The organism is Pseudomonas sp. H1_A03, from assembly GCF_054685145.1.
This window is the reverse complement of record NZ_CP162829.1, coordinates 2,781,853-2,804,646: the sequence shown is the minus strand read 5'-3', so window position 1 is coordinate 2,804,646 and position 22,794 is coordinate 2,781,853. Positions and strand designations below refer to the sequence as shown.

Annotated in this window: 20 protein-coding genes; 10 read left to right on the top strand and 10 right to left on the bottom strand. The window is 61.2% G+C overall.

Features of this window, described 5'->3' with window-relative positions:
• Nucleotides 1–33 precede the first annotated feature (33 nt).
• Nucleotides 34–933: a DMT family transporter gene (locus AB4O35_RS12895; protein WP_065890275.1), complete on the top strand. Its 900-nt coding sequence runs from the start codon at nt 34–36 to the stop codon at nt 931–933.
• Nucleotides 934–1,022: 89 nt separating this feature from the next.
• On the opposite strand, the gene AB4O35_RS12890 is transcribed toward AB4O35_RS12895, so the two are convergent.
• The 4 genes from AB4O35_RS12890 to AB4O35_RS12875 form a co-directional block, all read right to left on the bottom strand.
• Nucleotides 1,023–2,240, bottom strand: a complete 1,218-nt coding sequence (locus AB4O35_RS12890; RefSeq protein WP_065874702.1) for a class I SAM-dependent methyltransferase — start codon at nt 2,238–2,240, stop codon at nt 1,023–1,025.
• Nucleotides 2,241–2,449: 209 nt separating this feature from the next.
• On the bottom strand, nt 2,450–3,067 hold the full coding sequence (locus AB4O35_RS12885) for a TPM domain-containing protein (protein ID WP_065882064.1): 618 nt from the start codon (nt 3,065–3,067) through the stop codon (nt 2,450–2,452).
• 28 nt (nt 3,068–3,095) lie between these two features.
• Complete coding sequence (locus tag AB4O35_RS12880) at nt 3,096–3,824, bottom strand: TPM domain-containing protein (protein ID WP_186754352.1); 729 nt, start codon at nt 3,822–3,824, stop codon at nt 3,096–3,098.
• Between the two features lie 18 nt (nt 3,825–3,842).
• The gene (locus tag AB4O35_RS12875) at nt 3,843–4,454 is read right to left on the bottom strand and encodes a LemA family protein (protein WP_049709565.1); all 612 of its coding nucleotides are present in this window, start codon (nt 4,452–4,454) and stop codon (nt 3,843–3,845) included.
• A gap of 244 nt (nt 4,455–4,698) precedes the next feature.
• Between AB4O35_RS12875 and bglX the strand changes: the two genes are divergently transcribed.
• Nucleotides 4,699–6,990: a beta-glucosidase BglX gene (bglX, locus tag AB4O35_RS12870; protein WP_065872043.1), complete on the top strand. Its 2,292-nt coding sequence runs from the start codon at nt 4,699–4,701 to the stop codon at nt 6,988–6,990.
• Between the two features lie 295 nt (nt 6,991–7,285).
• Here the strand turns inward: bglX and AB4O35_RS12865 are convergent, their stop codons facing one another.
• The 4 genes from AB4O35_RS12865 to AB4O35_RS12850 form a co-directional block, all read right to left on the bottom strand.
• Nucleotides 7,286–8,443: a phospholipase D-like domain-containing protein gene (locus AB4O35_RS12865; RefSeq protein WP_065945404.1), complete on the bottom strand. Its 1,158-nt coding sequence runs from the start codon at nt 8,441–8,443 to the stop codon at nt 7,286–7,288.
• Nucleotide 8,444: 1 nt separating this feature from the next.
• A complete protein-coding gene (locus AB4O35_RS12860) occupies nt 8,445–9,035 on the bottom strand; it encodes a YceI family protein (protein WP_065890071.1) in 591 nt (196 codons plus the stop codon).
• An 83-nt stretch (nt 9,036–9,118) separates the two neighbouring features.
• The gene (locus AB4O35_RS12855) at nt 9,119–9,433 is read right to left on the bottom strand and encodes an amidase (RefSeq protein WP_065945403.1); all 315 of its coding nucleotides are present in this window, start codon (nt 9,431–9,433) and stop codon (nt 9,119–9,121) included.
• Nucleotides 9,430–10,503, bottom strand: coding sequence for a serine hydrolase domain-containing protein (locus AB4O35_RS12850; protein ID WP_065945402.1), 1,074 nt, complete (start codon nt 10,501–10,503; stop codon nt 9,430–9,432). The genes AB4O35_RS12855 and AB4O35_RS12850 overlap by 4 nt, the downstream gene beginning before the upstream one ends.
• Nucleotides 10,504–10,688: 185 nt before the next feature.
• Between AB4O35_RS12850 and olsB the strand changes: the two genes are divergently transcribed.
• Complete coding sequence (olsB, locus tag AB4O35_RS12845; RefSeq protein WP_049709576.1) at nt 10,689–11,444, top strand: L-ornithine N(alpha)-acyltransferase; 756 nt, start codon at nt 10,689–10,691, stop codon at nt 11,442–11,444.
• A complete protein-coding gene (locus AB4O35_RS12840; protein ID WP_065872048.1) occupies nt 11,444–12,235 on the top strand; it encodes a lysophospholipid acyltransferase family protein in 792 nt (263 codons plus the stop codon). The genes olsB and AB4O35_RS12840 overlap by 1 nt, the downstream gene beginning before the upstream one ends.
• Nucleotides 12,236–12,342: 107 nt before the next feature.
• Here the strand turns inward: AB4O35_RS12840 and AB4O35_RS12835 are convergent, their stop codons facing one another.
• Entirely contained in the window at nt 12,343–12,927 is a 585-nt protein-coding gene (locus AB4O35_RS12835) for an acyl carrier protein phosphodiesterase (RefSeq protein ID WP_065872049.1), read from the bottom strand.
• 154 nt (nt 12,928–13,081) lie between these two features.
• Between AB4O35_RS12835 and AB4O35_RS12830 the strand changes: the two genes are divergently transcribed.
• Genes AB4O35_RS12830 through AB4O35_RS12820 form a run of 3 tightly spaced genes read left to right on the top strand, consistent with a single transcriptional unit; the run spans nt 13,082 to nt 15,673 of the window.
• Nucleotides 13,082–13,408 carry an ArsR/SmtB family transcription factor gene (locus AB4O35_RS12830; RefSeq protein WP_065872050.1) on the top strand — a complete coding sequence of 109 codons (327 nt, stop codon included), beginning with the start codon at nt 13,082–13,084 and terminating at the stop codon, nt 13,406–13,408.
• A 13-nt stretch (nt 13,409–13,421) separates the two neighbouring features.
• Nucleotides 13,422–14,588: an MFS transporter gene (locus AB4O35_RS12825; protein WP_065872051.1), complete on the top strand. Its 1,167-nt coding sequence runs from the start codon at nt 13,422–13,424 to the stop codon at nt 14,586–14,588.
• Nucleotides 14,589–14,617: 29 nt separating this feature from the next.
• The gene (locus AB4O35_RS12820) at nt 14,618–15,673 is read left to right on the top strand and encodes an alkene reductase (protein WP_065910484.1); all 1,056 of its coding nucleotides are present in this window, start codon (nt 14,618–14,620) and stop codon (nt 15,671–15,673) included.
• Nucleotides 15,674–16,037: 364 nt separating this feature from the next.
• Here the strand turns inward: AB4O35_RS12820 and AB4O35_RS12815 are convergent, their stop codons facing one another.
• Nucleotides 16,038–16,670 carry a TetR family transcriptional regulator gene (locus AB4O35_RS12815; RefSeq protein WP_010212311.1) on the bottom strand — a complete coding sequence of 211 codons (633 nt, stop codon included), beginning with the start codon at nt 16,668–16,670 and terminating at the stop codon, nt 16,038–16,040.
• Between the two features lie 286 nt (nt 16,671–16,956).
• Here AB4O35_RS12815 and AB4O35_RS12810 point away from each other — a divergent pair, with 286 nt between their 5' ends.
• Genes AB4O35_RS12810 through adeC form a run of 3 tightly spaced genes read left to right on the top strand, consistent with a single transcriptional unit; the run spans nt 16,957 to nt 22,724 of the window.
• Nucleotides 16,957–18,105: an efflux RND transporter periplasmic adaptor subunit gene (locus AB4O35_RS12810; RefSeq protein WP_065873252.1), complete on the top strand. Its 1,149-nt coding sequence runs from the start codon at nt 16,957–16,959 to the stop codon at nt 18,103–18,105.
• 3 nt (nt 18,106–18,108) lie between these two features.
• A complete protein-coding gene (locus tag AB4O35_RS12805; RefSeq protein ID WP_065873253.1) occupies nt 18,109–21,270 on the top strand; it encodes an efflux RND transporter permease subunit in 3,162 nt (1,053 codons plus the stop codon).
• The gene (adeC, locus tag AB4O35_RS12800) at nt 21,267–22,724 is read left to right on the top strand and encodes an AdeC/AdeK/OprM family multidrug efflux complex outer membrane factor (RefSeq protein WP_065873254.1); all 1,458 of its coding nucleotides are present in this window, start codon (nt 21,267–21,269) and stop codon (nt 22,722–22,724) included. The genes AB4O35_RS12805 and adeC overlap by 4 nt, the downstream gene beginning before the upstream one ends.
• Nucleotides 22,725–22,794: the final 70 nt, after the last annotated feature.

Sequence of the window (22,794 nt, the reverse complement as noted above, 5' to 3'; positions counted from 1 at the left end):
CCCTTGAAGCCCTCCAGATTTCGGTTCTTCCCCATGAGCTCGCGCGAAAACACCGGCATGGCCCTTGGCCTGCTGGGCGTCATCATTTTCAGCCTGACCCTGCCCTTCACCCGCATCGTGGTGCAGGAAATGCACCCGTTGCTCAACGGCCTGGGCCGCGCGCTGTTCGCGGCGATCCCGGCGGCGGCGCTGTTGCTGTGGCGGCGTGAACGCTGGCCGAGCTGGCGTCAGGTGCGCGGGCTGTGCCTGGTGATCGCGGGCGTGATTCTGGGTTTTCCGGTGCTGTCGGCCTGGGCCATGCAAACCTTGCCAGCGTCCCATGGCGCGCTGGTCAATGGCCTGCAACCGTTGTGCGTAGCGCTGTATGCGGCGTGGCTGTCCCATGAGCGACCGTCAAAAGCCTTCTGGGCCTGCGCGGCGCTGGGCAGCGGCCTGGTGTTGAGTTATGCGCTGATCACCGGGGCCGGCAGTATTCAGGCGGGCGACCTGCTGATGCTTGGCGCGATTGCCGTGGGCGGCCTGGGTTATGCCGAAGGCGGACGACTGGCCAAGGAGATGGGTGGCTGGCAGGTGATCTGCTGGGCGCTGGTACTGTCGACGCCGGTGTTGATCGGCCCGGTGTGGTACTTGGCGGCGCAGCATCAAGAGGCGATTTCCATGCGCGCGTGGTGGGCGTTTGGTTATGTGTCGCTGTTCTCGCAGTTTTTGGGGTTCTTCGCCTGGTATGCCGGGTTGGCCATCGGCGGGATTGCGCGGGTCAGTCAGATTCAGCTGTTGCAGATCTTCTTCACCATCGCGTTCTCGGCGCTGTTCTTTGGTGAACACATCGAGCCGATTACCTGGGTGTTTGCGTGCGGGGTGATTGTGACGGTGATGCTGGGGCGCAAGACGGCGGTGCAGCCTGCGCCAGCTCCCAAGCCGAGCGCGGTCTGAATGTGGGAGCTGGCTTGCCTGCGATAGCGGTGGTGACTGACACATCGCTATCGCAGGCAAGCCAGCTCCCACAGGCGACCGTGCTCACTTCAGGTCAGGTACCCATCCGCGCGCAGCAGGGTTTCCAGGCAGTGTTCGGTGATGTGGTAGAACGCCTTCAGCTCCTGGATTTTCTCCAGCAACTGCGCGTTGTCCATCGGCTCTGCACGCTTCACCGCGAGGATCATCTTGTTCTTGTTGGTGTGTTCCAGCGAGATGAACTCGAACACCTTGGTTTCATAACCACAGGCCTCCAGGAACAGCGCGCGCAAACTGTCGGTGACCATTTCCGCCTGCTGGCCCAGGTGCAGGCCGTATTGCAGCATCGGTTTGAGCAGCACCGGGCTCTGGATCTGCAGGCGAATCTGTTTGTGGCAGCACGGCGAGCACATGATGATCGACGCGCCGGAGCGGATGCCGGTGTGGATCGCATAGTCAGTGGCAATGTCGCAGGCATGCAGGGCGATCATCACGTCCAGCTCGCTCGGCGCCACGCTGCGCACATCGCCGCATTTGAACACCAGCCCCGGGTGTTCCAGGCGAGCGGCGGCGGTGTTGCACAGGGTCACCATGTCTTCACGCAGCTCCACGCCCGTCACTTCACCCTCGGCCTTGAGGGTGTTGCGCAGGTAGTCGTGGATGGCGAACGTCAGGTAGCCCTTGCCCGAACCAAAGTCCGCCACGCGCACCGGTTGATCCAGCTTCAAGGGTGACGAGGTCAGCGCATGGCTGAACACTTCGATGAACTTGTTGATCTGCTTCCACTTGCGCGACATCGACGGGATCAGCGCCTGCTTGGCGTCGGTCACACCCAGGTCGGCGAGAAACGGCCGGCTCAGGTCGAGGAAGCGATTTTTCTCGCGGTTATGCTCGGCCGAGGGCGCCTCACGCAGTTGCTGCGGCTTGCTTTTGAACAGCGAGCTTTTGTTCTTCTTGCTGTATTCCAACTGGACTTCGTCGGTCAGCGACAGCAGGTGGGCGTTTTTGAACTGCGCCGGCAGCAGCTCGGCAATCGCCGCCACGGCCTCTGCCAACGGGAAGTTTTTGGTGATGTCACGGGTTTTGTAGCGATAGACGAAGGACAGGCATGCCTGCTCCTTGACCACTACCGGCTTGATGATCAGCCGCTGCAATTCGGCCTCTTCACCGACGTATTTGGCCAGCACCAGCTTGATAAAGGCGTTTTGCGCGAGGCTTGCGCTGAGCAGTTCGATGAACTCGGCGTGATGGTCCGGCGCAGGGCGGGCAGGTTGAGCGGTGACAGACATGAACAAAAACGCCTCGGGCTGGGAATGCCGGGCATTTTAGGGGGGATGGGGGTTTAGGGCACGGGGTTATTTGATCAACGGTTATCTGGTCACCTCAAAACCCTGTGGGAGCTGGCTTGCCTGCGATGGCATCACCTCGGTTTGCCTGGTGGACCGAGTCGTCCGCATCGCAGGCAAGCCAGCTCCCACATAAACCGGTGGTGTCTGGGTTATTCGAGTACGACCAGGCGATTCGGCAGTTCATTACGGGTTTGGGTGACCGGCACATGTACCTTCAACAATTCACCGCAGGCCTCAATGCAACTGATAAACCCGGCCAACGTCTGCCCCTGCTTTACCTGCTGGGTAAACGCCTTGACGATGGCGTCCCAACTGCTGTCATCCAGGTGCCTGGAAATCCCGTCGTCGACCAGAATCTCCACATAGCGCTCGGCCTCGCTGACAAAAATCAGCACCCCGGTGCTGCCCTGCGTGTGGTGCAGGTTCTGCTCCAGGAACTGCCGCCGCGCCAGGTTGGACGCGCGCCAATGGCGCACCGAACGTGGAATCAAGCGCGTGGTGACCTTGGGCAAGCGGAACACCAGGCACAACACGATGAATGTCGCCCATTGCGCCAACAGCAAGGTGTACATGGTCAGGTAACCCGACAAATAATGCACCACGCCCGGCACCACCAACGCGATCAGGCTCGCCCACAGCAGCGGGATATAGGCGTAGTCATCGGCGCGGGCGGCCAGCACGGTCACCAGTTCGGCGTCGGTGGTTTTTTCCACGCGGGCGATCGCTTCGGCGACTTGGCGCTGCTCGTGTTCAGTCAGTAATGCCATGGTTGTAGTTGCTCTCTCATTATTGTCATTACCAGCCGCCCGAGGCCCCGCCGCCGCCGAAGCCGCCGCCGCCACCCCGGAAACCACCACCGCCGCCCCCGCCACCACCGCCGCGCCCGCTGCTGCTGAGAATCGCCAGCAGGATTGCACCGACTGGCAGCCCCATCCGGTTGCACAGCCACAACACGCCGATCAGCAGGACAAACAGGCCGATGGAAAGCCCGGGATTATCCTTGGCAAAGTTGCCATCCGCCACATGGGCTGGCACGGCCAAGGGTTCACCGCCCACCACTTGCACCATCGCAGCCACGCCGTCGCTGATGCCTTTGCTGTAGTTACCGGCCTTGAACGCCGGTGCAATCACCTGATTGATGATCACCCACGACTGCGCATCGGTGAGCACGCCTTCCAGGCCGTAACCGACTTCGATGCGCAATTTGCGCTCATCGCGGGCGACGATCAACAGCGCGCCGTTATCCTTGCCTTTCTGGCCGATACCCCAGTGGCGAGCCAATTGATAACCGAAGTCCTCAATCGGTACGCCCTGCAAGTCAGGCACGGTGACCACTACGATCTGGTCGCCGGACGTCTGTTCCAGCGCCTGCAGCTGCTGTGTCAGTTGCTGGCGCGTGGCCGCGTCGATCATCTGGGCGTTATCCACCACCCGCCCGGTCAGCGCCGGGAAGGTCAGCGCTGCCTGGGCCACGCCCACGCAGGCCAACAGCCACAGCGCCAGGCCTATCCGTAATAAACGCATCGACACCTCAATGCAGCTTTATTTGAACTTCACTTGCGGCGCTTTATCGGCATCGGCACTGGTGGCCTCAAACGTGGCGCGGACCGGCAAGTCGCTGTACATCACGCTGTGCCACAGACGGCCAGGGAAAGTGCGAATCTCGGTGTTGTAGGCCTGTACGGCCTGGATAAAGTCGCGGCGTGCCACGGCGATACGGTTTTCGGTGCCTTCAAGCTGCGATTGCAGGGCCAGGAAATTCTGGTTGGCCTTCAGGTCCGGGTAGCGCTCGGACACCACCATCAAACGGCTGAGTGCGCCGCTCAACCCATCCTGGGCTTGCTGGAACTGCTTGAGTTTTTCCGGGTTGTCGAGGGTGCTGGCATCCACCTGGATCGAGGTGGCCTTGGCCCGCGCTTCAATCACGGCGGTGAGCGTGTCTTGCTCATGGGCGGCGTAGCCCTTGACCACTTCCACCAGGTTGGGAATCAGGTCGGCGCGGCGTTGGTACTGGTTCTGCACCTGGCCCCAGGCGGCCTTGGCCTGTTCGTCCAGGGTCGGGATGTTGTTGATGCCGCAACCGCTCAGCACGCTGCTGATCAATAGCAAAACCGCGGCTTTCAAGCCCCAGCGGTAACCTTGTGCTGCTTGCATGGTGTTTCTCCTGCCCAATCTTGATGGAATGTTACGACTAACCCTATACACCACGCGCTTGGGGCATAATCCGCCACCACTGGAATGCATCGAGCCAATCAGCTACAAAGATGCCCAGCGCGAACAAGAGTTCAGAGTGTGCTGCATTTATCTGAACAACACCCGAACAACAATAGACGCTCCCCACATTTTGGCCGATCAGCATTCACCCCAATGCTGTGCAGTGAGCCGAAAAAGGATATTCATGAAAAAGCTGTGTTTGCTCGGCCTTGTTGCCACTCTGGCCAGTCACCCCGTATGGGCAGAAACAAAGCCTGCTGCGCTTAAAGACAAGGACGCGTTTGTCAGCGACCTGCTCAAGCAGATGACCCTGGACGAAAAGATCGGCCAATTGCGCCTGATCAGCATCGGCCCCGAGATGCCCCGCGAGCTGATCCGCAAGGAAATCGCCGCCGGCCGTATCGGTGGCACCTTCAACTCCATCACCCGCCCGGAAAACCGTCCGATGCAGGACGCGGCCATGCGCAGCCGGCTGAAGATCCCGATGTTCTTCGCCTACGACGTGATCCACGGCCACCGCACGATCTTCCCGATCAGCCTGGCCCTGGCATCCAGCTGGGACATGGAGGCCATCAGCCGCTCCGGGCGCGTCGCTGCCCAGGAAGCCGCCGCCGACAGCCTCGACATCACTTTTGCGCCGATGGTCGACATCTCCCGCGACCCGCGCTGGGGCCGTACGTCCGAAGGCTTTGGTGAAGACACGTATCTGGTCTCGCGCATCGCCGAAGTGATGGTCAAGGCGTTCCAGGGCGTGAGCCCCGCGAATGCCGACAGCATCATGGCCAGCGTCAAGCATTTCGCCCTGTATGGCGCGGTGGAAGGCGGTCGCGACTACAACGTGGTCGACATGAGCCCGGTCAAGATGTACCAGGACTACCTGCCGCCGTACCACGCGGCGATCAAGGCCGGCTCCGGCGGCGTGATGGTGGCGCTGAACTCGATCAACGGCGTGCCTGCCACCGCCAACACCTGGCTGATGAATGACCTGCTGCGCCGGGACTGGGGCTTCAAGGGCGTGGCCGTGAGCGACCATGGCGCGATCTTCGAGCTGATCAAGCACGGCGTGGCCAAGGACGGGCGCGAAGCCGCCAAGCTGGCGATCAAGGCCGGCATCGACATGAGCATGAACGACTCGTTGTATGCCAAGGAATTGCCGGGGCTGCTCAAGTCCGGCGAGATCGAACAGAGCGACATCGATAACGCCGTGCGCGAAGTGCTCGGTGCCAAATACGACATGGGCCTGTTCAAGGACCCGTACCTGCGTATCGGCAAGGCCGAGGATGACCCGGCCGACACTTACGCCGAAAGCCGCCTGCACCGTGCCGACGCACGCGACATCGCACGCCGCAGCCTGGTGTTGCTGAAAAACCAGAACAACACCCTGCCGCTGAAAAAATCCGCGACCATCGCCCTGGTCGGCCCGCTGGCCAAGGCGCCTATCGACATGATGGGCAGTTGGGCCGCCGCCGGACGGCCTGCGCAATCGGTGACGCTGCTCGACGGTTTAAACGCGGTGATCGGCGAAAAAGGCAAGATCATCTATGCCCGTGGCGCCAACATCACCAACGACAAGGCCGTGGTCGACTACCTGAACTTCCTCAACTTCGATGCGCCGGAAGTGGTGGATGACACCCGCCCTGCCCAAGTGATGATCGACGAGGCCGTAAAGGCCGCCAAGGATGCCGATGTGGTGGTGGCTGCCGTGGGTGAATCCCGTGGCATGTCGCACGAATCCTCGAGCCGCACCGACCTGAACATCCCGCAAAGCCAGCGCGACCTGATCAAGGCATTGAAAGCCACCGGCAAGCCGCTGGTACTGGTGCTGATGAACGGCCGCCCGTTGTCGATTGTTGAAGAGAACCAACAGGCCGACGCGATCCTGGAAACCTGGTTCGCCGGCACCGAAGGCGGCAACGCCATTGCCGACGTGCTGTTTGGTGACTACAACCCGTCGGGCAAGCTGCCGATCACGTTCCCACGCTCGGTAGGGCAGATTCCGACGTACTACAACCACCTGACCGTCGGCCGACCGTTCACCCCAGGCAAACCGGGCAACTACACCTCGCAGTACTTCGATGACACCACCGGGCCCCTGTTCCCGTTTGGCTATGGCCTGAGCTACACCACGTTCAACCTGTCGGACATGGCGCTGTCGTCCACTACGCTGAACAAGACCGGCAAGCTCGACGCCAGTGTCACTGTGACCAACACCGGCAAGGTGGATGGCGAAACCGTGGTGCAGCTGTATATCCAGGATGTGGCCGGCTCGATGATCCGCCCGATCAAGGAGTTGAAAAACTTCCAGAAGGTCATGCTCAAGGCGGGTGAGGAGCGCACGCTGCACTTCACCATCACCGAGGAAGACCTGAAGTTCTACAACACCCAGCTCAAGTTCGCGGCGGAGCCGGGTGAGTTCAACGTGCAGATCGGGCTGGATTCCCAGGATGTGCAGCAGCAGACCTTCGAACTGCTCTGATCTAACGCTGTAAACGCAGTCAGTGTGGGAGCTGGCTTGCCTGCGATAGCGGTGGTGAATTCACTACCGCTATCGCAGCATAAGTATCTACATCTTCAAAGTGAAATTGCGTAGCAGCTGTCGAGCCCCGGCGAGGCTGCGTCAGCGGTGTGTCAGACAGCCCGCAAACGTAGCCTCGCCGGGGCTCGACAGCTGCTACGCAGAGGGCTCCCTCAAGATGTGTAGATACCTATGGCTATCGCAGCGGTTCGACGATTCGACAAGCTAGCTCCCACATTTGATCTCAGTGGTCTGGCTAGCCGCGTCGATCCAGCAAATTCACCACCAACCGATCAATCCACCCCCACACCCGCTGCTTCACCCGCCGCCACAACGGCCGCGCCTTCCATGCCTCCAGGCTCACCGCCTGGCTCTGCTCGAAATCCCGCTCAAAACTGCCTTCCACCGCCAGCGTCAACTCAGGGTCCAACGCTTCCAGATTGGCTTCCAGGTTAAAACGCAAATTCCAGTGATCGAAGTTGCACGAGCCGATGCTTACCCAACCGTCCACCAGCACCATCTTCAGGTGCAGGAAACACGGCTGGTATTCAAAGATCTTCACCCCCGAACGCAGCAACCTTGGGTAATAACGGTGCCCGGCGTAGCGCACGGACGGGTGATCAGTACGCGGGCCGGTCAGCAGCAGCCTCACGTCCACACCACGCCCGGCGGCACGGCGCAGCGCGCGACGCACGCTCCAGGTCGGAAGAAAATAAGGGGTCGCCAGCCAAATGCGCTGCTGGCTGCTGTTCAAGGCGCGAATCAGCGATTGCAAAATATCGCGATGCTGACGGGCGTCGGCGTAGGCCACGCGGCCCAGGCCCGGCCCAGTCGCCGGCACCTTGGGCAAACGCGGCAAACCAAAGTGGGTGGCAGGCTTCCATTCCCGGCGCGCCGCGTTGGCGTGCCATTGACGGTCGAACAGCGCCTGCCAGTCCAGCACCAGCGGGCCGCTGATTTGCACCATCACTTCATGCCAGTCGGCGGTGTCTTGGCCAGGGGTCCAGAATTCATCCGTCACCCCCGTACCGCCGACCACCGCACTGCTCTGGTCGATCAGCAACAGCTTGCGGTGGTCGCGGTAAAAATTACGCATCCAGCGGCGCCAGCTCAGGCGATTGTAGAAACGCAGTTGTACACCGGCATCGGTCAGGCGTTTACGCAAGCCGAGGGTAAACGCCAGGCTGCCGTAATCATCAAACAGGCAACGCACCTGCACACCACGCTCGGCCGCCAGCACCAGCGCCTGTACCAGCGCTTCGGCGCAGGCTCCGGCCTCCACCAGATAGAGTTCAAGGTCCACTTGCCGCTCGGCACGGGCGATGCCCACCAGCATCTGCGGGAAGAATTGCGGGCCGTCGATCAGCAACTCGAACCGATTGGCGCTGCGCCATGGAAACACCGCGCCGCTCATGTCAGCGCGCCGTAAAGATCAGCACCGCACCCACCGGTACCGACAAACTGATCGACGCAAGCCCCGCCGCCTTGCGCAACGCCGCCACACCCGGCGCCAGATCGAAATCTTCGGCGTGCAGCACCACCGGTTCCAGGGTCACTACTTGGAAACGTCGGTCGTCCAAGCGCGTGGCCAGCAATTCGGCGCTGTAGGTCTGGGTTTTGCCATGCAGGGTCACGGACAGCGGCATGCGCAATTCCAACTGTGCTCCGGGCGCGAGGTCATTGATGGGTTGCAGATTGATCTGTGCGCTGATCAACGCTTCGGGGAAGGTCTTGATCTCGAACAACTGGTTGCGCATGCGCTCATCGCGCAGGGGAATGCCGCTGTTGACCGACTCCATTTCCACTTCCAGCTGGGCCGCACCTTTGCTGTCGACCTTGCCGTGCAACACCAGGAAGCGATGGACTTCGGCAATCTCGGTGTTTTTGGTGGTAACGAACGATAGGCGCGAGGATTCGTTATCCAGGTACCAGTCGGCGTGGGCAGGCACAGCGACGGTGGCCAGGAGGGCGAAGGCCAGGGGGTTGAATAGAGAAGCGTTGAACATAAAGACTCGCGGGGGAAAAACCTGAACGAACCTTAAGCGCAATCTCATGAACGGCGCAAATCCAATGTGGGGACGTTTGGGCGTCAGGGCGTCAGGCGGCAGCCCTGGCGGTCGCCCAACCACCGCGCACTGTGGGTACGCCCCAACCCACTCGCCGTCACTTCACTGCGCGCCGGGTTGTCGCTGAATGCGCTGGTCGGCACGTATTGCTTCACATACCCCCGGCAATACTCGGCCGGGTTGTTCGCCACATACCGACACGAGCAATACTCCTTGGCCGTATACGCCGCGATGATGTCGGGGAAGGCTTGCAGGTTGACGCGCTCGTGCCAGATCCACCCCAGCAGGGCGAGAAGCAGCAGGAGCAACAGGCTGGTAAACGGACGACGGCGGATCATGGTTGCACCGCCGCGAGCACGCGTTTGAGCAGTTCGTTGTGGCGGTAGCTGCCGTCGCGGTCGTCGCCATAGCGCACGATCACCAGGCGTTCGTCGGGCATCACATACAGCGCCTGGCCCCAATGGCCGAGGGCGGCAAAGGTGTCGGCGGGGGCGTCGGGCCAGGGCCGTGGGGCGCCTTGATTGAGCCACCAATGGCCGCCGGGGACGGCTTCGTCCTGGCCGGCTTTGTATTTATCGAACGGCTGGCGATTGAAGGTCACCCAATCCTTTGGCAGCAACTGTTGATCCCCCCAACGACCATCCCGCGCCATCAGCAGGCCGACGCGCGCCAGGTCGCGGGCGGTGAGGTAGGCGTAGGACGAGGCGACAAAGGTTTCATCGGCGTCGGTTTCCCACGTGGCACTGCGGATACCCAAGGGCTTGAACAGGGCATCCCAGGGGTAACTCATATAAGCCTTGAGGCCGAGCATGCCTTTGAGAGCGGCGGACAAGATGTTGGTGTCGCCGCTGGAGTAACGAAAGGCCTGGCCGGGTGCGCTGGCCGCCTCCGTGTCCGCGGCAAAGTCAGCCATATCGGCGCGGCCACGGGTGTAGAGCATCGCCACCACTGAAGATTTCAGTGGCGCGTATTCGTAGTCTTCCTGCCAGTCCAGGCCCGAGGCCCAGTGCAGCAAATCGGCCATGGTCACGGTTGGGTGTTGCTTCATCGGCGGGTAGAAGCGCGCGACCGGGTCGGTCAATTTAAAGCGGTTATCGCCATAGGCCACGCCCAGCACGGTGGCCATCAGGCTTTTACTGATGGACCAGGTGAGGTGCGGCGTGCTGGCGGTGGTGGGTGCGGCGTAGCGTTCGTAGATAACCTCGCCGTCGCGGATCACCAGCAACGCGTCGGTGCGAATGCCTTGGCGGGTGGTGTCGTCTCGCGCAGGGAACGCGTAAGCATCCAAGGCGTCGACGGCAGGACCTGCGAGCGGTGTGCCCTTGGCCCATTCTTTATCGGGCCAGGTTTCAGCGTGGGCAGTCACGGTGACGAGCAGCAAGGCAACGCACAACAAGCCTCTGACCATGGACGCAAACTCAAGGGGGCATTCAAGCCCGCGAGCCTAGCCGAGGGTGATGACAGATTTGCGACAGGGAGGGCTGTCATCCAACCGTCACCGTAACTTCATGGAGATGACACCGAGCCTACATAGCCTGACTTTGGACAACAAAGTCGACCGGCCGAAACGTGGCCGGCACTCGGAGACTCGCCATGACTCAGATCGCCCGCATCAGCGACACCGGCAATGAACGCCGTCTGCAAGCCGAACGCCTGATCGGCGCACAGGCTTTGCAGGAAGCCCAGGCCTTGCGGTTCAACGTGTTCAGCGGCGAGTTCAACGCCAAGCTGAAAGGCGCGGAACTGGGCCTGGACATGGATGACTATGATGTTCACTGCAGCCATATCGGTGTGCGGGATTTGAACAGCGGTCGATTGGTCGCCACCACCCGTTTGCTCGACCACCAGGCCGCGAGCACCCTGGGCCGGTTCTACAGCGAAGAAGAATTCAGCCTGCACGGTTTGCTGCACTTGCAGGGCCCTATTCTGGAAATCGGCCGCACCTGCGTCGACCCCGCCTACCGCAACGGCGGCACGATTGCCGTGTTGTGGGGCGAGTTGGCCGAAGTGTTGAACCAAGGCGGCTACAGCTACCTGATGGGGTGCGCAAGCATTCCGATGCACGACGGCGGCATCCAGGCCCACGCGATCATGCAGCGTCTGCGCGAACGCTACCTGTGCAACGAACACCTGCGTGCCGAACCGAAGAAACCACTGCCGGCACTGGACCTGCCGTCCAACGTAATCGCCGAGATGCCACCGCTGCTCAAGGCCTATATGCGCCTGGGTGCGAAGATCTGCGGCGAGCCGTGCTGGGATGAAGATTTCCAAGTGGCCGACGTGTTCATCCTGCTCAAGCGCGATGAGCTATGCCCGCGTTACGCCCGCCACTTCAAGGCAGCCATGTGATGAGCCGCCTGCGGATCTACGGGCGCATTGCCCGCGTGCTGGTGGTGGTGGCGCTGGGCTTGAGCATGGCCAGCGTGTTTGGCCTGTTTGAGCGTTTGGGCGTGGCCAACTCGATGGTGCGCCGCCAGCGTTGGTCGCGGTTCTTCATGGCGCGCCTGACCAATGCCCTGCCCTTTCGCGTGACGGTGCACGGCGAGTTGCCGACGCAGCCCATGCTGTGGGTGAGCAATCACGTGTCCTGGACCGATATTCCACTGCTGGGCGCTGTGGCGCCGATGTCGTTCCTGTCCAAGGCCGAAGTGCGCACCTGGCCGGTGGCCGGCTGGTTGGCGGCTAAAGCAGGCAGCCTGTTTATCCGCAGGGGTTCGGGTGACAGTCAGTTGATCCGCAAGCAGATGACCCGTCACTTGGAACAACAGCACCCGCTGCTGATGTTCCCGGAAGGCACCACCACCGACGGCCGCAGCCTGCGCACGTTCCACGGGCGCTTGCTGGCCAGTGCGATCGATGCGGATGTGTCGCTGCAACCGGTGGCGATCCGTTATTTGCGCGACGGCCAAGTGGACCCGCTGGCACCGTTTATTGGCGATGATGATTTGCTGTCGCACCTGATGCGTCTGTTTGGCAATGACCAAGGTGATGTGGAGATTCATGTGCTCAAGCCGATTGCCTGTGCCGGGCAGGAGCGCGCGGCGCTGGCGTATCAGGCGCAGCAGGCGGTGCAGAAGGCGTTGTTTGGGCCGTTGCCGGAAGCAGAACAGATCGCGGTTCGGCCGGCATTCGCGGCATAAAGCGGGCACGGTCAAAATGTGGGAGCTGGCTTGCCTGCGATAGCGGTGGGTCAGCAACACAGGTATCAACTGGCAGACTGCAATCGCAGGCAAGCCAGCTCCCACCTTTAAACCCCAGTGGTCAGGTGGTTGCGTGCAAAGGCCTGCAGCTCTGGATAGAACACCCGGAAGTCTTCACTCAAAGGCTCATACAACACCCGCAACTCCTGCATCGCAAACCCCAACGCCTCCGGCTGTGTCAGCCGCCGCGAGATCCCGCGCAACACCTGCTCCATCACCGCAAACTCGCGGTAAGAACCCAACCAATCATCCGCCGCCATATACGGCGCAATCTGCGCCAGCCGCCCTGGCAACTGCGGCTCGGCCGCCAGCACGCGGTACACCTGCGACGTGAAGCGCTCCAGCGGTTGGTCGGCATACAACGCCCAATCCCGCGCCAGGCAGTGGTCGAAAAACACATCGAGGACGATCCCGGCATAGCGCCTGCGGGTCAGGCTGAAGCGTGACAACGCCTCCCCCACCAACGGGTGGCTGTCGGTAAAACGGTCAATCGAGCGGTGCAGCTGGATCGCCGATTCGATTTGCGGGCTGAACTGCCCCTGCAGGCGGCCTTTGACAAAGTCGCCATACAGGCTGCCCAGCAATTGCGCAGGAAGTTGGCCGCCCAGGTGCAGATGTGCGAGATAATTCATGGCGCGCAGTCTATCACTGCCGTCAACGTATCGTTATAACCCGATATACCGATTGAGCCTAGACTCAGATCAAAATCATATTGGTATATCGGGATATAGCGATTTAAAGTTCGCCTCATCGCGATATAACGCTGTAAAAAACCGAGCACCTCCCATGTCCATCGACCTCGACGAAATAATAAAAGCCCTGGCGCACCCAGTACGACGAGACATCCTCACTTGGCTGAAAGACCCGAAAGTGCAGTTCCCCGAGCAACTGCACAACCACGAGTACGGCATCTGCGCCGGGCAGATCGACCAGCGCTGCGGCTTGTCCCAGTCGACCGTGTCGGCCCACCTCGCCACCTTGCAACGCGCAGGGCTGATCAGCAGCCAGAAGGCCGGCCAGTGGCACTTTTTCAAACGCAACGAGGACACCATCCAGGCCTTCCTCGCGGCGCTCATCACTGAACTCAGCGCTGACGAAAACGCAGCGCTGTAACAAGGAAACGATAATGCCCCTCTCGCTACTCATACTGGCACTCAGCGCCTTCGCCATCGGCACCACCGAGTTCGTCATCATGGGCTTGCTGCCCGATGTAGCGGCGGACCTGGGTGTGTCGATTCCCGGCGCCGGCTGGCTGGTCACCGGCTACGCCCTGGGCGTGGCCATCGGTGCACCTTTCATGGCACTGGCCACCGCCAAGCTGCCACGCAAGGCCGCCCTGGTAGCGTTGATGGGCATCTTCATTATCGGCAACCTGCTCTGCGCCCTGGCCAGTGACTACAACGTGCTGATGTTTGCCCGCGTCGTCACGGCGCTGTGCCACGGTGCTTTCTTTGGGATTGGTTCAGTGGTAGCGGCCAACCTTGTGCCGGCTAACAAGCGTGCTTCGGCCGTAGCCTTGATGTTCACCGGTTTGACCCTGGCCAACGTGCTCGGCGTACCCCTGGGTACCGCGCTGGGCCAGGAAGCCGGCTGGCGCTCGACGTTCTGGGCGGTGACGGTGATTGGTGTGGTGGCGTTGATTGGCCTGATCCGCTTCCTGCCCGCCAAGCGTGATGAAGAGAAACTCGACATGCGCGCCGAACTGGCCGCGCTCAAAGGCGCCGGCATCTGGCTGTCGCTGAGCATGACTGCGCTGTTCGCCGCGTCCATGTTCACCCTCTTCACCTACGTTGCGCCGCTGCTCGGCGATGTCACCGGCGTGTCGCCCAAGGGCGTGACCTGGACCCTGCTGCTGATCGGCCTGGGCCTCACCGTGGGCAATATCATTGGCGGCAAGCTGGCGGATAAACGCCTGGCGGCCACCCTGATCGGCGTGTTCATCAGTATGGCGGTGGTTTCCACCGCGCTGACCTGGACCAGCGTCGCCATCATCCCGACTGAAATCACCTTGTTCCTGTGGGCCACCGCCTCGTTCGCCGCCGTGCCCGCGTTGCAGATCAACGTGGTGACCTTCGGCAAGGCCGCACCGAACCTGGTGTCCACCCTGAACATCGGCGCCTTCAACATCGGCAACGCGCTGGGTGCCTGGGTTGGCGGCAGTGTGATAGCCCACGGTTTCGGCTTGACCAGTGTGCCGTTAGCCGCAGCGGCCCTGGCGATCCTCGCGCTGGTGGTGACCCTGATTACTTTCCGTCAGAGCGGCGATGCCGGCCTGGCCCCTGCGACCAACTGATCCACTTCAAAGACAAAGGTATTTTCCCGATGACGACTATTTTCGATCCGATCAAACTGGGCGACCTGGAACTGTCGAACCGCATCATCATGGCGCCGCTGACCCGCTGCCGTGCAGACGCCGGTCGCGTACCCAACGCGCTGATGGCCGAGTACTACGTGCAACGCGCTGCCGCCGGGTTGATCCTCAGCGAAGCCACCTCCGTGACGCCGCTGGGCGTGGGCTACCCGGATACCCCAGGCATCTGGTCCAACGACCAGGTGCGCGGCTGGGCCAACGTGACCAAGGCGATTCATGGCGCAGGCGGCAAGATCTTCCTGCAGCTGTGGCATGTGGGCCGTATTTCCCACGAATCGTACTTGAACGGTGAAACCCCGGTTGCACCGAGCGCGATCCAGCCTAAAGGCCACGTCAGCCTGGTGCGCCCACTGGCCGACTACCCGACCCCTCGCGCGCTGGAAACCGCTGAAATCGCCGACATCGTCGACGCTTACCGCACCGGTGCCGAGAACGCCAAGGCCGCCGGTTTTGACGGCGTGGAAATCCACGGTGCCAACGGCTACCTGCTCGACCAGTTCCTGCAGAGCAGCACTAATAAGCGCACCGACCAGTACGGCGGCTCCCTGGAAAACCGTGCACGCCTGCTGCTGGAAGTGACTGACGCGGCCATCGAAGTCTGGGGCGCCGGCCGTGTGGGTGTGCACTTGGCACCCCGCGCCGACTCACACGACATGGGCGACGACAACCTGGCGGAAACCTTCACCTACGTGGCCAGCGAACTGGGCAAGCGTGGTATCGCGTTCATCTGCTCGCGTGAAAAGGAAGGCCCTGACAGCCTCGGCCCACACCTCAAAAAGGCCTTTGGCGGCGTCTACATCGCCAACGAACGCTTCACCAAGGACAGCGCCAATGCCTGGCTGGCTGAAGGCAAGGCTGATGCGGTGGCCTGGGGCGTGCCGTTTATTGCCAACCCGGACTTGCCAGCGCGGTTGAAGGCGGATGCTCCGCTGAATGATCCACGCCCGGACACCTTCTACAGCAAGGGCCCGGTCGGTTATATCGACTACCCGACGCTGGCGCTCTGAGGTAACGAGCTGAAATGAAAAAGCCCCGGTTCGCAGGAACCGGGGCTTTTTTACACATATCTTGAATGCATCAGCTGACCCATGTGGGAGCGGGCTTGCTCGCGAATGCAGCGTGTCAGTCACTGAATAATTGACTGAACCACCGCTTTCGCGAGCAAGCCCGCTCCCACATTTTTGAACGCGTGCCCCCAGGAAAACATTGCTTCACAGAATCGCAACAAAATCGCTACAAAATACTTAGCCGGCTACCTATCAACCCCCCGCCAGCCCGTATATAAAGTCACCCCACCAATCAGGCAGAAGGACGATTGACCATCCTTACGCTTTACTGTTGACACAACCTGATGCAATTACGCACTTTGTCTCAATTGCGCAGGCTGGGGCTCCAGCGCAGCATGTCCAGCCCTGCGTCCACCCAGCGCTCGGCTTCCTGATGGAGCTGGAAGCTGTCGGGGACCAGCAGCCACTGGCCGATCAGCCCGTTGATGTAGGCGTGGATACACACCGCGCCACGGGTGGTGTCGAGGTTTTCCGGAAGTTGCCCGCGATGGACCGCGTTACGCAATGTCAGGCCGATGCGCAGGTTGCATTCCAGGCTGTGGGTCTGGCGCTGGCGGCGCATGTCGCACATTTCATCGGTGAATTCGCACTTATGGAACAAGATCTCGTTGATGCGCCGGGTTTTCGGGTCCAGGGCCACTTGATGGAACAAATGAATCAGCAGCTTGCGCATGCAGCCCAGCGGGTCGAGTTCGTCCTCGCTTTCACTGGCCCTGGCCAATTCGTCCAGCGGCTCATGCAGCGTATCGAGCAGCGCCTGCAGCAAATCGGATTTGTTGCTGAAATGCCAGTAGATAGCCCCCCGCGTCACACCGGCCAGCGCGGCGATGTCCGCCAGCGTAGTGCGCGCAACGCCGCGCTCATAGAAGGCTTGCTCGGCGGCTTGGAGGATCTGGCTGCGCGTTTCCTGAGCTTCCTCTTTAGTGCGACGAACCATGGCAGTAAAACCTCAATCAGGACACTTGAGACTATCGTTAACGCAGAATTAATAGCCGGTAACGATCATCTGAATATTTGTGGGACGACACCATCATGGGTGCCGAACGTAATGGAATCGAGGCTTTGGGTGTTGCTTTGTCAACAATCCGCAAAGCCTGTCAAGAGTTTACAAACAACCATGAACGTAAGTATATTGCGTAGCAAGCTACTTATCCACTCACCGTTTGTTTTTCACCCTTCCACACTGCTTGTGCGCACTCTGCGCGCCTGACCCGAGGATCTTCATGCAACTTAAGCCAGCTGTTACCGCTCTGGTCACTGCCGTCGCCCTGGCATCGCTGCTCAGCGGATGTAAAAAGGAAGAGGCGGCTCCGCCCGCTCAAATCCCTCAGGTCGGCGTGGTCACCCTTCAACCGCAAGCCTTCACCCTGACGACCGAGCTGCCAGGCCGCACCACCGCCTACCGCATCGCGGAAGTTCGCCCGCAGGTCAACGGCATCATTCTCAAGCGCCTGTTCAAGGAAGGCGCGGACGTGAAGGAAGGGCAACAGCTCTACCAGATCGACCCATCGGTGTATGAAGCCACTCTGAAAAGCGCGCAAGCCACGCTGACCCAGACCAAATCCATCACCGACCGTTACAAGCAGTTGGTCGATGAGCAAGCCGTGAGCCGTCAGGAATACGACACCGCCGTCGCCAATCGCATGACTGCGGAAGCAAACGTTCAAACCGCGCAGATCAACGTGCGCTACACCAAGGTGTACGCGCCGATCGCCGGCCGTATCGGCCGTTCTTCGGTCACCGAAGGCGCACTGGTTAGCAACGGCCAAGCCGACTCCATGGCCGTCATCCAGCAACTTGACCCGATCTACGTCGACGTCACGCAGTCTTCGGCCGAAATGCTGAAACTGCGCCGCGACCTGGAAAGCGGCCAGCTGGAAAAAGCCGGCGCCAATGCCGCCAAGGTTAAGCTGACCCTGGAAGACGGCAGCGACTACGGCCAGGACGGCAAGCTGGAGTTCTCCGAAGTGTCAGTTGACCAGACCACCGGTTCCGTGACCCTGCGCGCCGTGTTCCCCAACCCTGACCACACCCTGCTGCCGGGCATGTTTGTACACGCCCAGTTGCAAGCCGGCGTGAACAGCAAGGCGATCCTGGCTCCACAGCAAGGCGTAACACGCGACCTCAAAGGCATCCCGACGGCCCTGGTCGTCAATGCCGACAACAAGGTCGAGCAGCGCGTCCTGGTTGCCAACCGCACCGCCGGCGCCTACTGGCTGGTGGAAAAAGGCTTGAACGCCGGTGACCGTGTGATCACCGAAGGCTTGCAATACGTCAAGCCGGGCGCCGAGGTCAAGGTCAAGGAGGCGGATAACGCCAAGCCTGCCGGAACGGTTGCTGCTCCTGCTGCCACTACGGGCAAAGGGGAGTAATCCATGTCGAAATTTTTTATCGACCGTCCCATTTTCGCCTGGGTAATTGCCCTGGTGATCATGCTGGTCGGGGCACTGTCGATCCTGAAGTTGCCCATCAACCAATACCCGGCCATCGCGCCAACCGCCATCGACATCCAGGTGACCTACCCAGGCGCGTCCGCACAAACCGTGCAGGACACCGTGGTGCAGGTGATCGAGCAACAGCTCAACGGTATCGACAACCTGCGTTATGTCGCCTCGGACAGTAACTCCGACGGCAGCATGACCATCACCGCGACGTTCAACCAGGGTACCAACCCGGACATCGCCCAGGTTCAGGTGCAGAACAAGCTGAACCTGGCGACCCCACTGCTGCCGCAAGAAGTGCAGCAGCAGGGTATCCGCGTGACCAAGTCGGTGAAGAACTTCCTGATGGTGATTGGTCTGGTGTCGGAAGACGGCAGCATGACCAAGGACGACCTGTCCAACTACATCGTGTCCAACATCCAGGACCCAATCTCGCGGACCGCGGGTGTCGGTGACTTCCAGGTGTTCGGTTCGCAGTACGCCATGCGTATCTGGCTGGACCCGGCCAAGCTGAACAACTTCCAGTTGACCCCGGTCGACGTCAGCACGGCCATCTCCGCACAGAACGTCCAGGTCGCCACCGGTCAGTTGGGCGGCCTGCCTGCCCTGCCCGGCAACCAGCTGAACGCAACCATCATCGGCAAGACCCGTCTGCAGACGGCCGAGCAATTCGGCAACATCCTGATGAAGGTGAATGCCGACGGTTCCCAGGTTCGCCTGCATGACGTTGCCCGTATCGAACTGGGTGGCCAGAACTACAGCATCAGTGCGCAGTTCAACGGCAACCCGGCTTCCGGCATGGCGATCAAACTGGCTTCCGGCGCCAACGCCCTGGACACCGCCAAGGCTATCCGCGCCACCGTGGCGTCCCTGGAGCCGTTCTTCCCGCCAGGCATGAAGGCGGTGGTGCCGTATGACACCACGCCTGTAGTGACCGAATCGATCTCCGGTGTGGTGCACACCCTGGTCGAAGCGATCGTGCTGGTGTTCCTGGTGATGTTCCTGTTCCTGCAGAACTTCCGCGCCACCATCATCACCACCATGACGGTGCCGGTGGTATTGCTGGGTACCTTCGGGATCCTCGCGGCGTTCGGCTTCACCATCAACACCCTGACCATGTTCGGCATGATCCTGGCCATCGGCTTGCTGGTGGACGATGCCATCGTGGTGGTGGAAAACGTTGAGCGGGTAATGGCCGAGGAACACCTGTCGCCGAAAGAAGCGACGGTCAAGTCCATGGGCCAGATCCAGGGCGCCCTGGTGGGTATTGCCCTGGTACTGTCGGCGGTACTGTTGCCGATGGCCTTCTTTGGCGGCTCCACCGGTGTGATCTACAAACAGTTCTCCATCACCATTGTTTCGGCCATGGCGCTGTCGGTACTGGTTGCCCTGATCTTCACCCCGGCCTTGTGCGCCACCATGCTCAAGCCGATCGACCCTGAAAAACACGGCCAACCCAAGCGCGGTTTCTTCGGCTGGTTCAACCGCACCTTCGACCGTGGCGTACTGAGCTACGAGCGCGGCGTGGGCAACATGATCAAGCATAAGATCCCGGCGTTCCTGGTGTACGCACTGATCTTCGCCGGCATGATCTGGCTGTTCATGCGCATCCCTGCCGCGTTCCTGCCCGATGAGGACCAGGGCGTGATCTTTGCCCAGGTGCAGACGCCTGTGGGCTCTTCGGCTGAACGTACGCAGAAAGTCATCGATGACATGCGTAGCTACCTGCTCAATGACAAGGAAGGCGAGCCTGGCGAAGGCAAAGGCGTGAAATCGGTGTTTACCGTAAACGGCTTCAACTTCGCCGGTCGTGGCCAGAGTTCGGGCCTGGCCTTCGTGATGCTCAAGCCGTGGGATGAACGTGATGCGTCCACCTCCGTGTTTGAAATCGCCAAGCGCGCCCAGGGTTACTTCATGCAGACCTTCCAGGACGCCATGGTATTCGCCATTGTGCCGCCGTCTGTTCTGGAGCTGGGTAACGCCACCGGTTTCGACGTGTTCCTGCAAGACCAGGGCGGTGTCGGCCATGAGAAGTTGATGGCGGCCCGTAACCAGTTCCTGGGCATGGCTGCCCAGAGCAAGATCCTCGCGGGTGTGCGCCCCAACGGCGTGAACGATGAGCCGCAGTATGAGCTCACCGTCGACGACGAGAAGGCCAGCGCCCAGGGCATCACGCTGTCGAACATCAATCAGACCCTGGCAATTGCCTTGGGTGGCAGCTACGTCAACGACTTCATCGACCGTGGTCGGGTGAAGAAAGTCTACGTGCAAGGTGAAGCCGCCAGCCGCATGTCGCCTGAAGACCTGAACAAATGGTACGTGCGCAGCGACTCCGGGAAGATGGTGCCGCTGTCGGCCATCGCCTCGGGCAAGTGGATCTACGGCTCGCCGAAGCTCTCGCGCTATAACGGTGTGGCGGCGATGGAAATCCTCGGTACCCCGGCACCGGGCTACAGCACCGGTGACGCCATGACGGAAGTCGAACGCATCGCCAAGCAATTGCCGGCGGGTATCGGCTACGCCTGGACGGGCTTGTCGTACGAAGAACGCTTGTCCGGCTCCCAGGCGCCTGCGCTGTACGCGTTGTCGCTGCTCGTGGTGTTCCTGTGCCTGGCGGCACTGTACGAAAGCTGGTCGATCCCGATTGCGGTGGTACTCGTCGTGCCGCTGGGCGTGGTGGGTGCGTTGATCGCCACCAGCATGCGCGGGTTGTCCAACGACGTGTTCTTCCAGGTGGGCCTGTTGGTGACGGTGGGCCTGGCGGCGAAAAACGCCATCTTGATCGTGGAGTTCGCCAAAGAGCTGCACGAACAGGGCAAAGGCATCGTCGAGGCGGCCATCGAGGCGTCCCGTATGCGTCTGCGTCCGATCATCATGACCTCCATGGCGTTCATCCTCGGCGTACTGCCGCTGGCGATCTCCTCAGGCGCAGGTTCAGGCAGCCAGCACGCGATCGGCACCGGTGTAATTGGCGGTATGATCACGGCCACAGTGTTGGCGATCTTCTGGGTACCGTTGTTCTTTGCAACCGTGTCCGCCATCGGCGACCGTAAACCGAAAGAAACCAAGCAAACCCCTAAAGAGGCTGGCCAATGAGCAAGTCGCTACTTTCCCTAGCCGTCACGGCATTCGTGCTCAGTGGCTGCTCGCTGATACCTGACTATCAGCGCCCCGAAGCGCCGGTGGCCGCACAGTTCCCGCAGGGGCCGGCGTATTCGTCGGCCCAGGCACCGAGCCAGGCCGCTGCCGAACAGGGCTGGAAGCAGTTTTTCCATGACCCTGCCCTGCAACAGTTGATCCAGACCGCGCTGGTGAACAACCGTGACCTGCGCGTTGCGGCCCTGAACATCGACGCCTACGCGGCGCAGTACCGCATCCAGCGTGCCGACCTGTTCCCGGCCGTGTCGGCCAATGGCAGCGGCAGCCGCCAGCGTGTCCCGGCCCGTGCCTCGCAGACCGGCGAAGCGAACATCACCAGCCAATACTCGGCCACCCTCGGGATCAGCTCTTATGAGCTGGACCTGTTCGGTCGCGTACGCAGCCTGAGTGAAGAAGCGCTGCAGAAGTACTTCGCCACTGAAGAAGCCCGCCGCAGCACCCAGATCAGCCTGGTGGCCAGCGTGGCCAATGCCTACCTGACCTGGCAGGCCGACAAGGAACTGCTCAAGCTGACCCAGGACACCCTGGGCGCGTTCGAGCAGAGCTTCAAGCTCACCTCGCGCAGCAACGAAGTCGGCGTGGCCTCGGCCCTCGACCTGAGCCAGGCACGCACCTCGGTGGAAAACGCCCGCGTGCAGCTGGCCCGGTATACGCGCCAGGTCGCCCAGGACGAAAACAACCTGACCCTGCTGCTGGGCACCGGCCTGCCGGCGAATATCGCCAGCAAGCCGCTGTCGGATGACCTGCTCAGCGAAGTGCCGGCCGGGTTACCCTCGGACCTGCTGCAACGTCGCCCAGACATCCTGCAGGCCGAGTACAACCTCAAGGCGGCCAACGCCAATATCGGCGCGGCCCGTGCAGCGTTCTTCCCGAGCATCAGCCTGACGGCCAACGCCGGCACCCTGAGCCCAGACCTGGGCGGCCTGTTCAAAGGCGGCTCGGGCACCTGGTCGTTCGCCCCGCAGATCAACATCCCGATCTTCAACGCCGGCAGCCTTCGCGCCAGCCTGGACTACTCGAAGATCCAGAAAGAAATCAACGTAGCGAACTACGAGAAGGCGATCCAGACCGGCTTCCAGGAAGTGTCCGACGGCCTCGCCGCGCGTGAGACCTACAAACAGCAACTGGAGGCCCAGCGGGGCTTCGTCGCGGCCAACCAGGATTACTACCGCCTGGCCGAGCGTCGCTATCGCATTGGTGTCGACAGCAACCTGACCTTCCTCGACGCCCAGCGCCAACTGTTCAGTGCCCAGCAGTCGCTGATCACCGACCGCCTGGCGCAGTTGAACAGCGAGGTCAACCTGTACAAGGCCCTCGGCGGTGGCTGGAACGAGCAAACCGCGAAGAACGAGCCGTTGAAAGAAGAAGCACCGGCACTGAAGTTGTTCTGATGCTGGCGTAAACAAAAAACCGCTTCCCTCACCGGAAGCGGTTTTTTTATGCCGCCTTTTGTAGTGAGCG

Coding starts and splice junctions, on each gene's coding strand:
- olsB (WP_049709576.1), top strand. CDS start 10,689: ATGACTCAGATCGCCCGCATCAGCGACACCGGCAATGAACGCCGTCTG.
- bglX (WP_065872043.1), top strand. CDS start 4,699: ATGAAAAAGCTGTGTTTGCTCGGCCTTGTTGCCACTCTGGCCAGTCAC.
- adeC (WP_065873254.1), top strand. CDS start 21,267: ATGAGCAAGTCGCTACTTTCCCTAGCCGTCACGGCATTCGTGCTCAGT.
- AB4O35_RS12820 (WP_065910484.1), top strand. CDS start 14,618: ATGACGACTATTTTCGATCCGATCAAACTGGGCGACCTGGAACTGTCG.
- AB4O35_RS12895 (WP_065890275.1), top strand. CDS start 34: ATGAGCTCGCGCGAAAACACCGGCATGGCCCTTGGCCTGCTGGGCGTC.
- AB4O35_RS12840 (WP_065872048.1), top strand. CDS start 11,444: ATGAGCCGCCTGCGGATCTACGGGCGCATTGCCCGCGTGCTGGTGGTG.
- AB4O35_RS12885 (WP_065882064.1), bottom strand. CDS start 3,067: ATGGCATTACTGACTGAACACGAGCAGCGCCAAGTCGCCGAAGCGATC.
- AB4O35_RS12835 (WP_065872049.1), bottom strand. CDS start 12,927: ATGAATTATCTCGCACATCTGCACCTGGGCGGCCAACTTCCTGCGCAA.
- AB4O35_RS12815 (WP_010212311.1), bottom strand. CDS start 16,670: ATGGTTCGTCGCACTAAAGAGGAAGCTCAGGAAACGCGCAGCCAGATC.
- AB4O35_RS12865 (WP_065945404.1), bottom strand. CDS start 8,443: ATGAGCGGCGCGGTGTTTCCATGGCGCAGCGCCAATCGGTTCGAGTTG.
- AB4O35_RS12880 (WP_186754352.1), bottom strand. CDS start 3,824: ATGCGTTTATTACGGATAGGCCTGGCGCTGTGGCTGTTGGCCTGCGTG.
- AB4O35_RS12850 (WP_065945402.1), bottom strand. CDS start 10,503: ATGGTCAGAGGCTTGTTGTGCGTTGCCTTGCTGCTCGTCACCGTGACT.
- AB4O35_RS12805 (WP_065873253.1), top strand. CDS start 18,109: ATGTCGAAATTTTTTATCGACCGTCCCATTTTCGCCTGGGTAATTGCC.
- AB4O35_RS12855 (WP_065945403.1), bottom strand. CDS start 9,433: ATGATCCGCCGTCGTCCGTTTACCAGCCTGTTGCTCCTGCTGCTTCTC.
- AB4O35_RS12890 (WP_065874702.1), bottom strand. CDS start 2,240: ATGTCTGTCACCGCTCAACCTGCCCGCCCTGCGCCGGACCATCACGCC.
- AB4O35_RS12830 (WP_065872050.1), top strand. CDS start 13,082: ATGTCCATCGACCTCGACGAAATAATAAAAGCCCTGGCGCACCCAGTA.
- AB4O35_RS12810 (WP_065873252.1), top strand. CDS start 16,957: ATGCAACTTAAGCCAGCTGTTACCGCTCTGGTCACTGCCGTCGCCCTG.
- AB4O35_RS12860 (WP_065890071.1), bottom strand. CDS start 9,035: ATGTTCAACGCTTCTCTATTCAACCCCCTGGCCTTCGCCCTCCTGGCC.
- AB4O35_RS12875 (WP_049709565.1), bottom strand. CDS start 4,454: ATGCAAGCAGCACAAGGTTACCGCTGGGGCTTGAAAGCCGCGGTTTTG.
- AB4O35_RS12825 (WP_065872051.1), top strand. CDS start 13,422: ATGCCCCTCTCGCTACTCATACTGGCACTCAGCGCCTTCGCCATCGGC.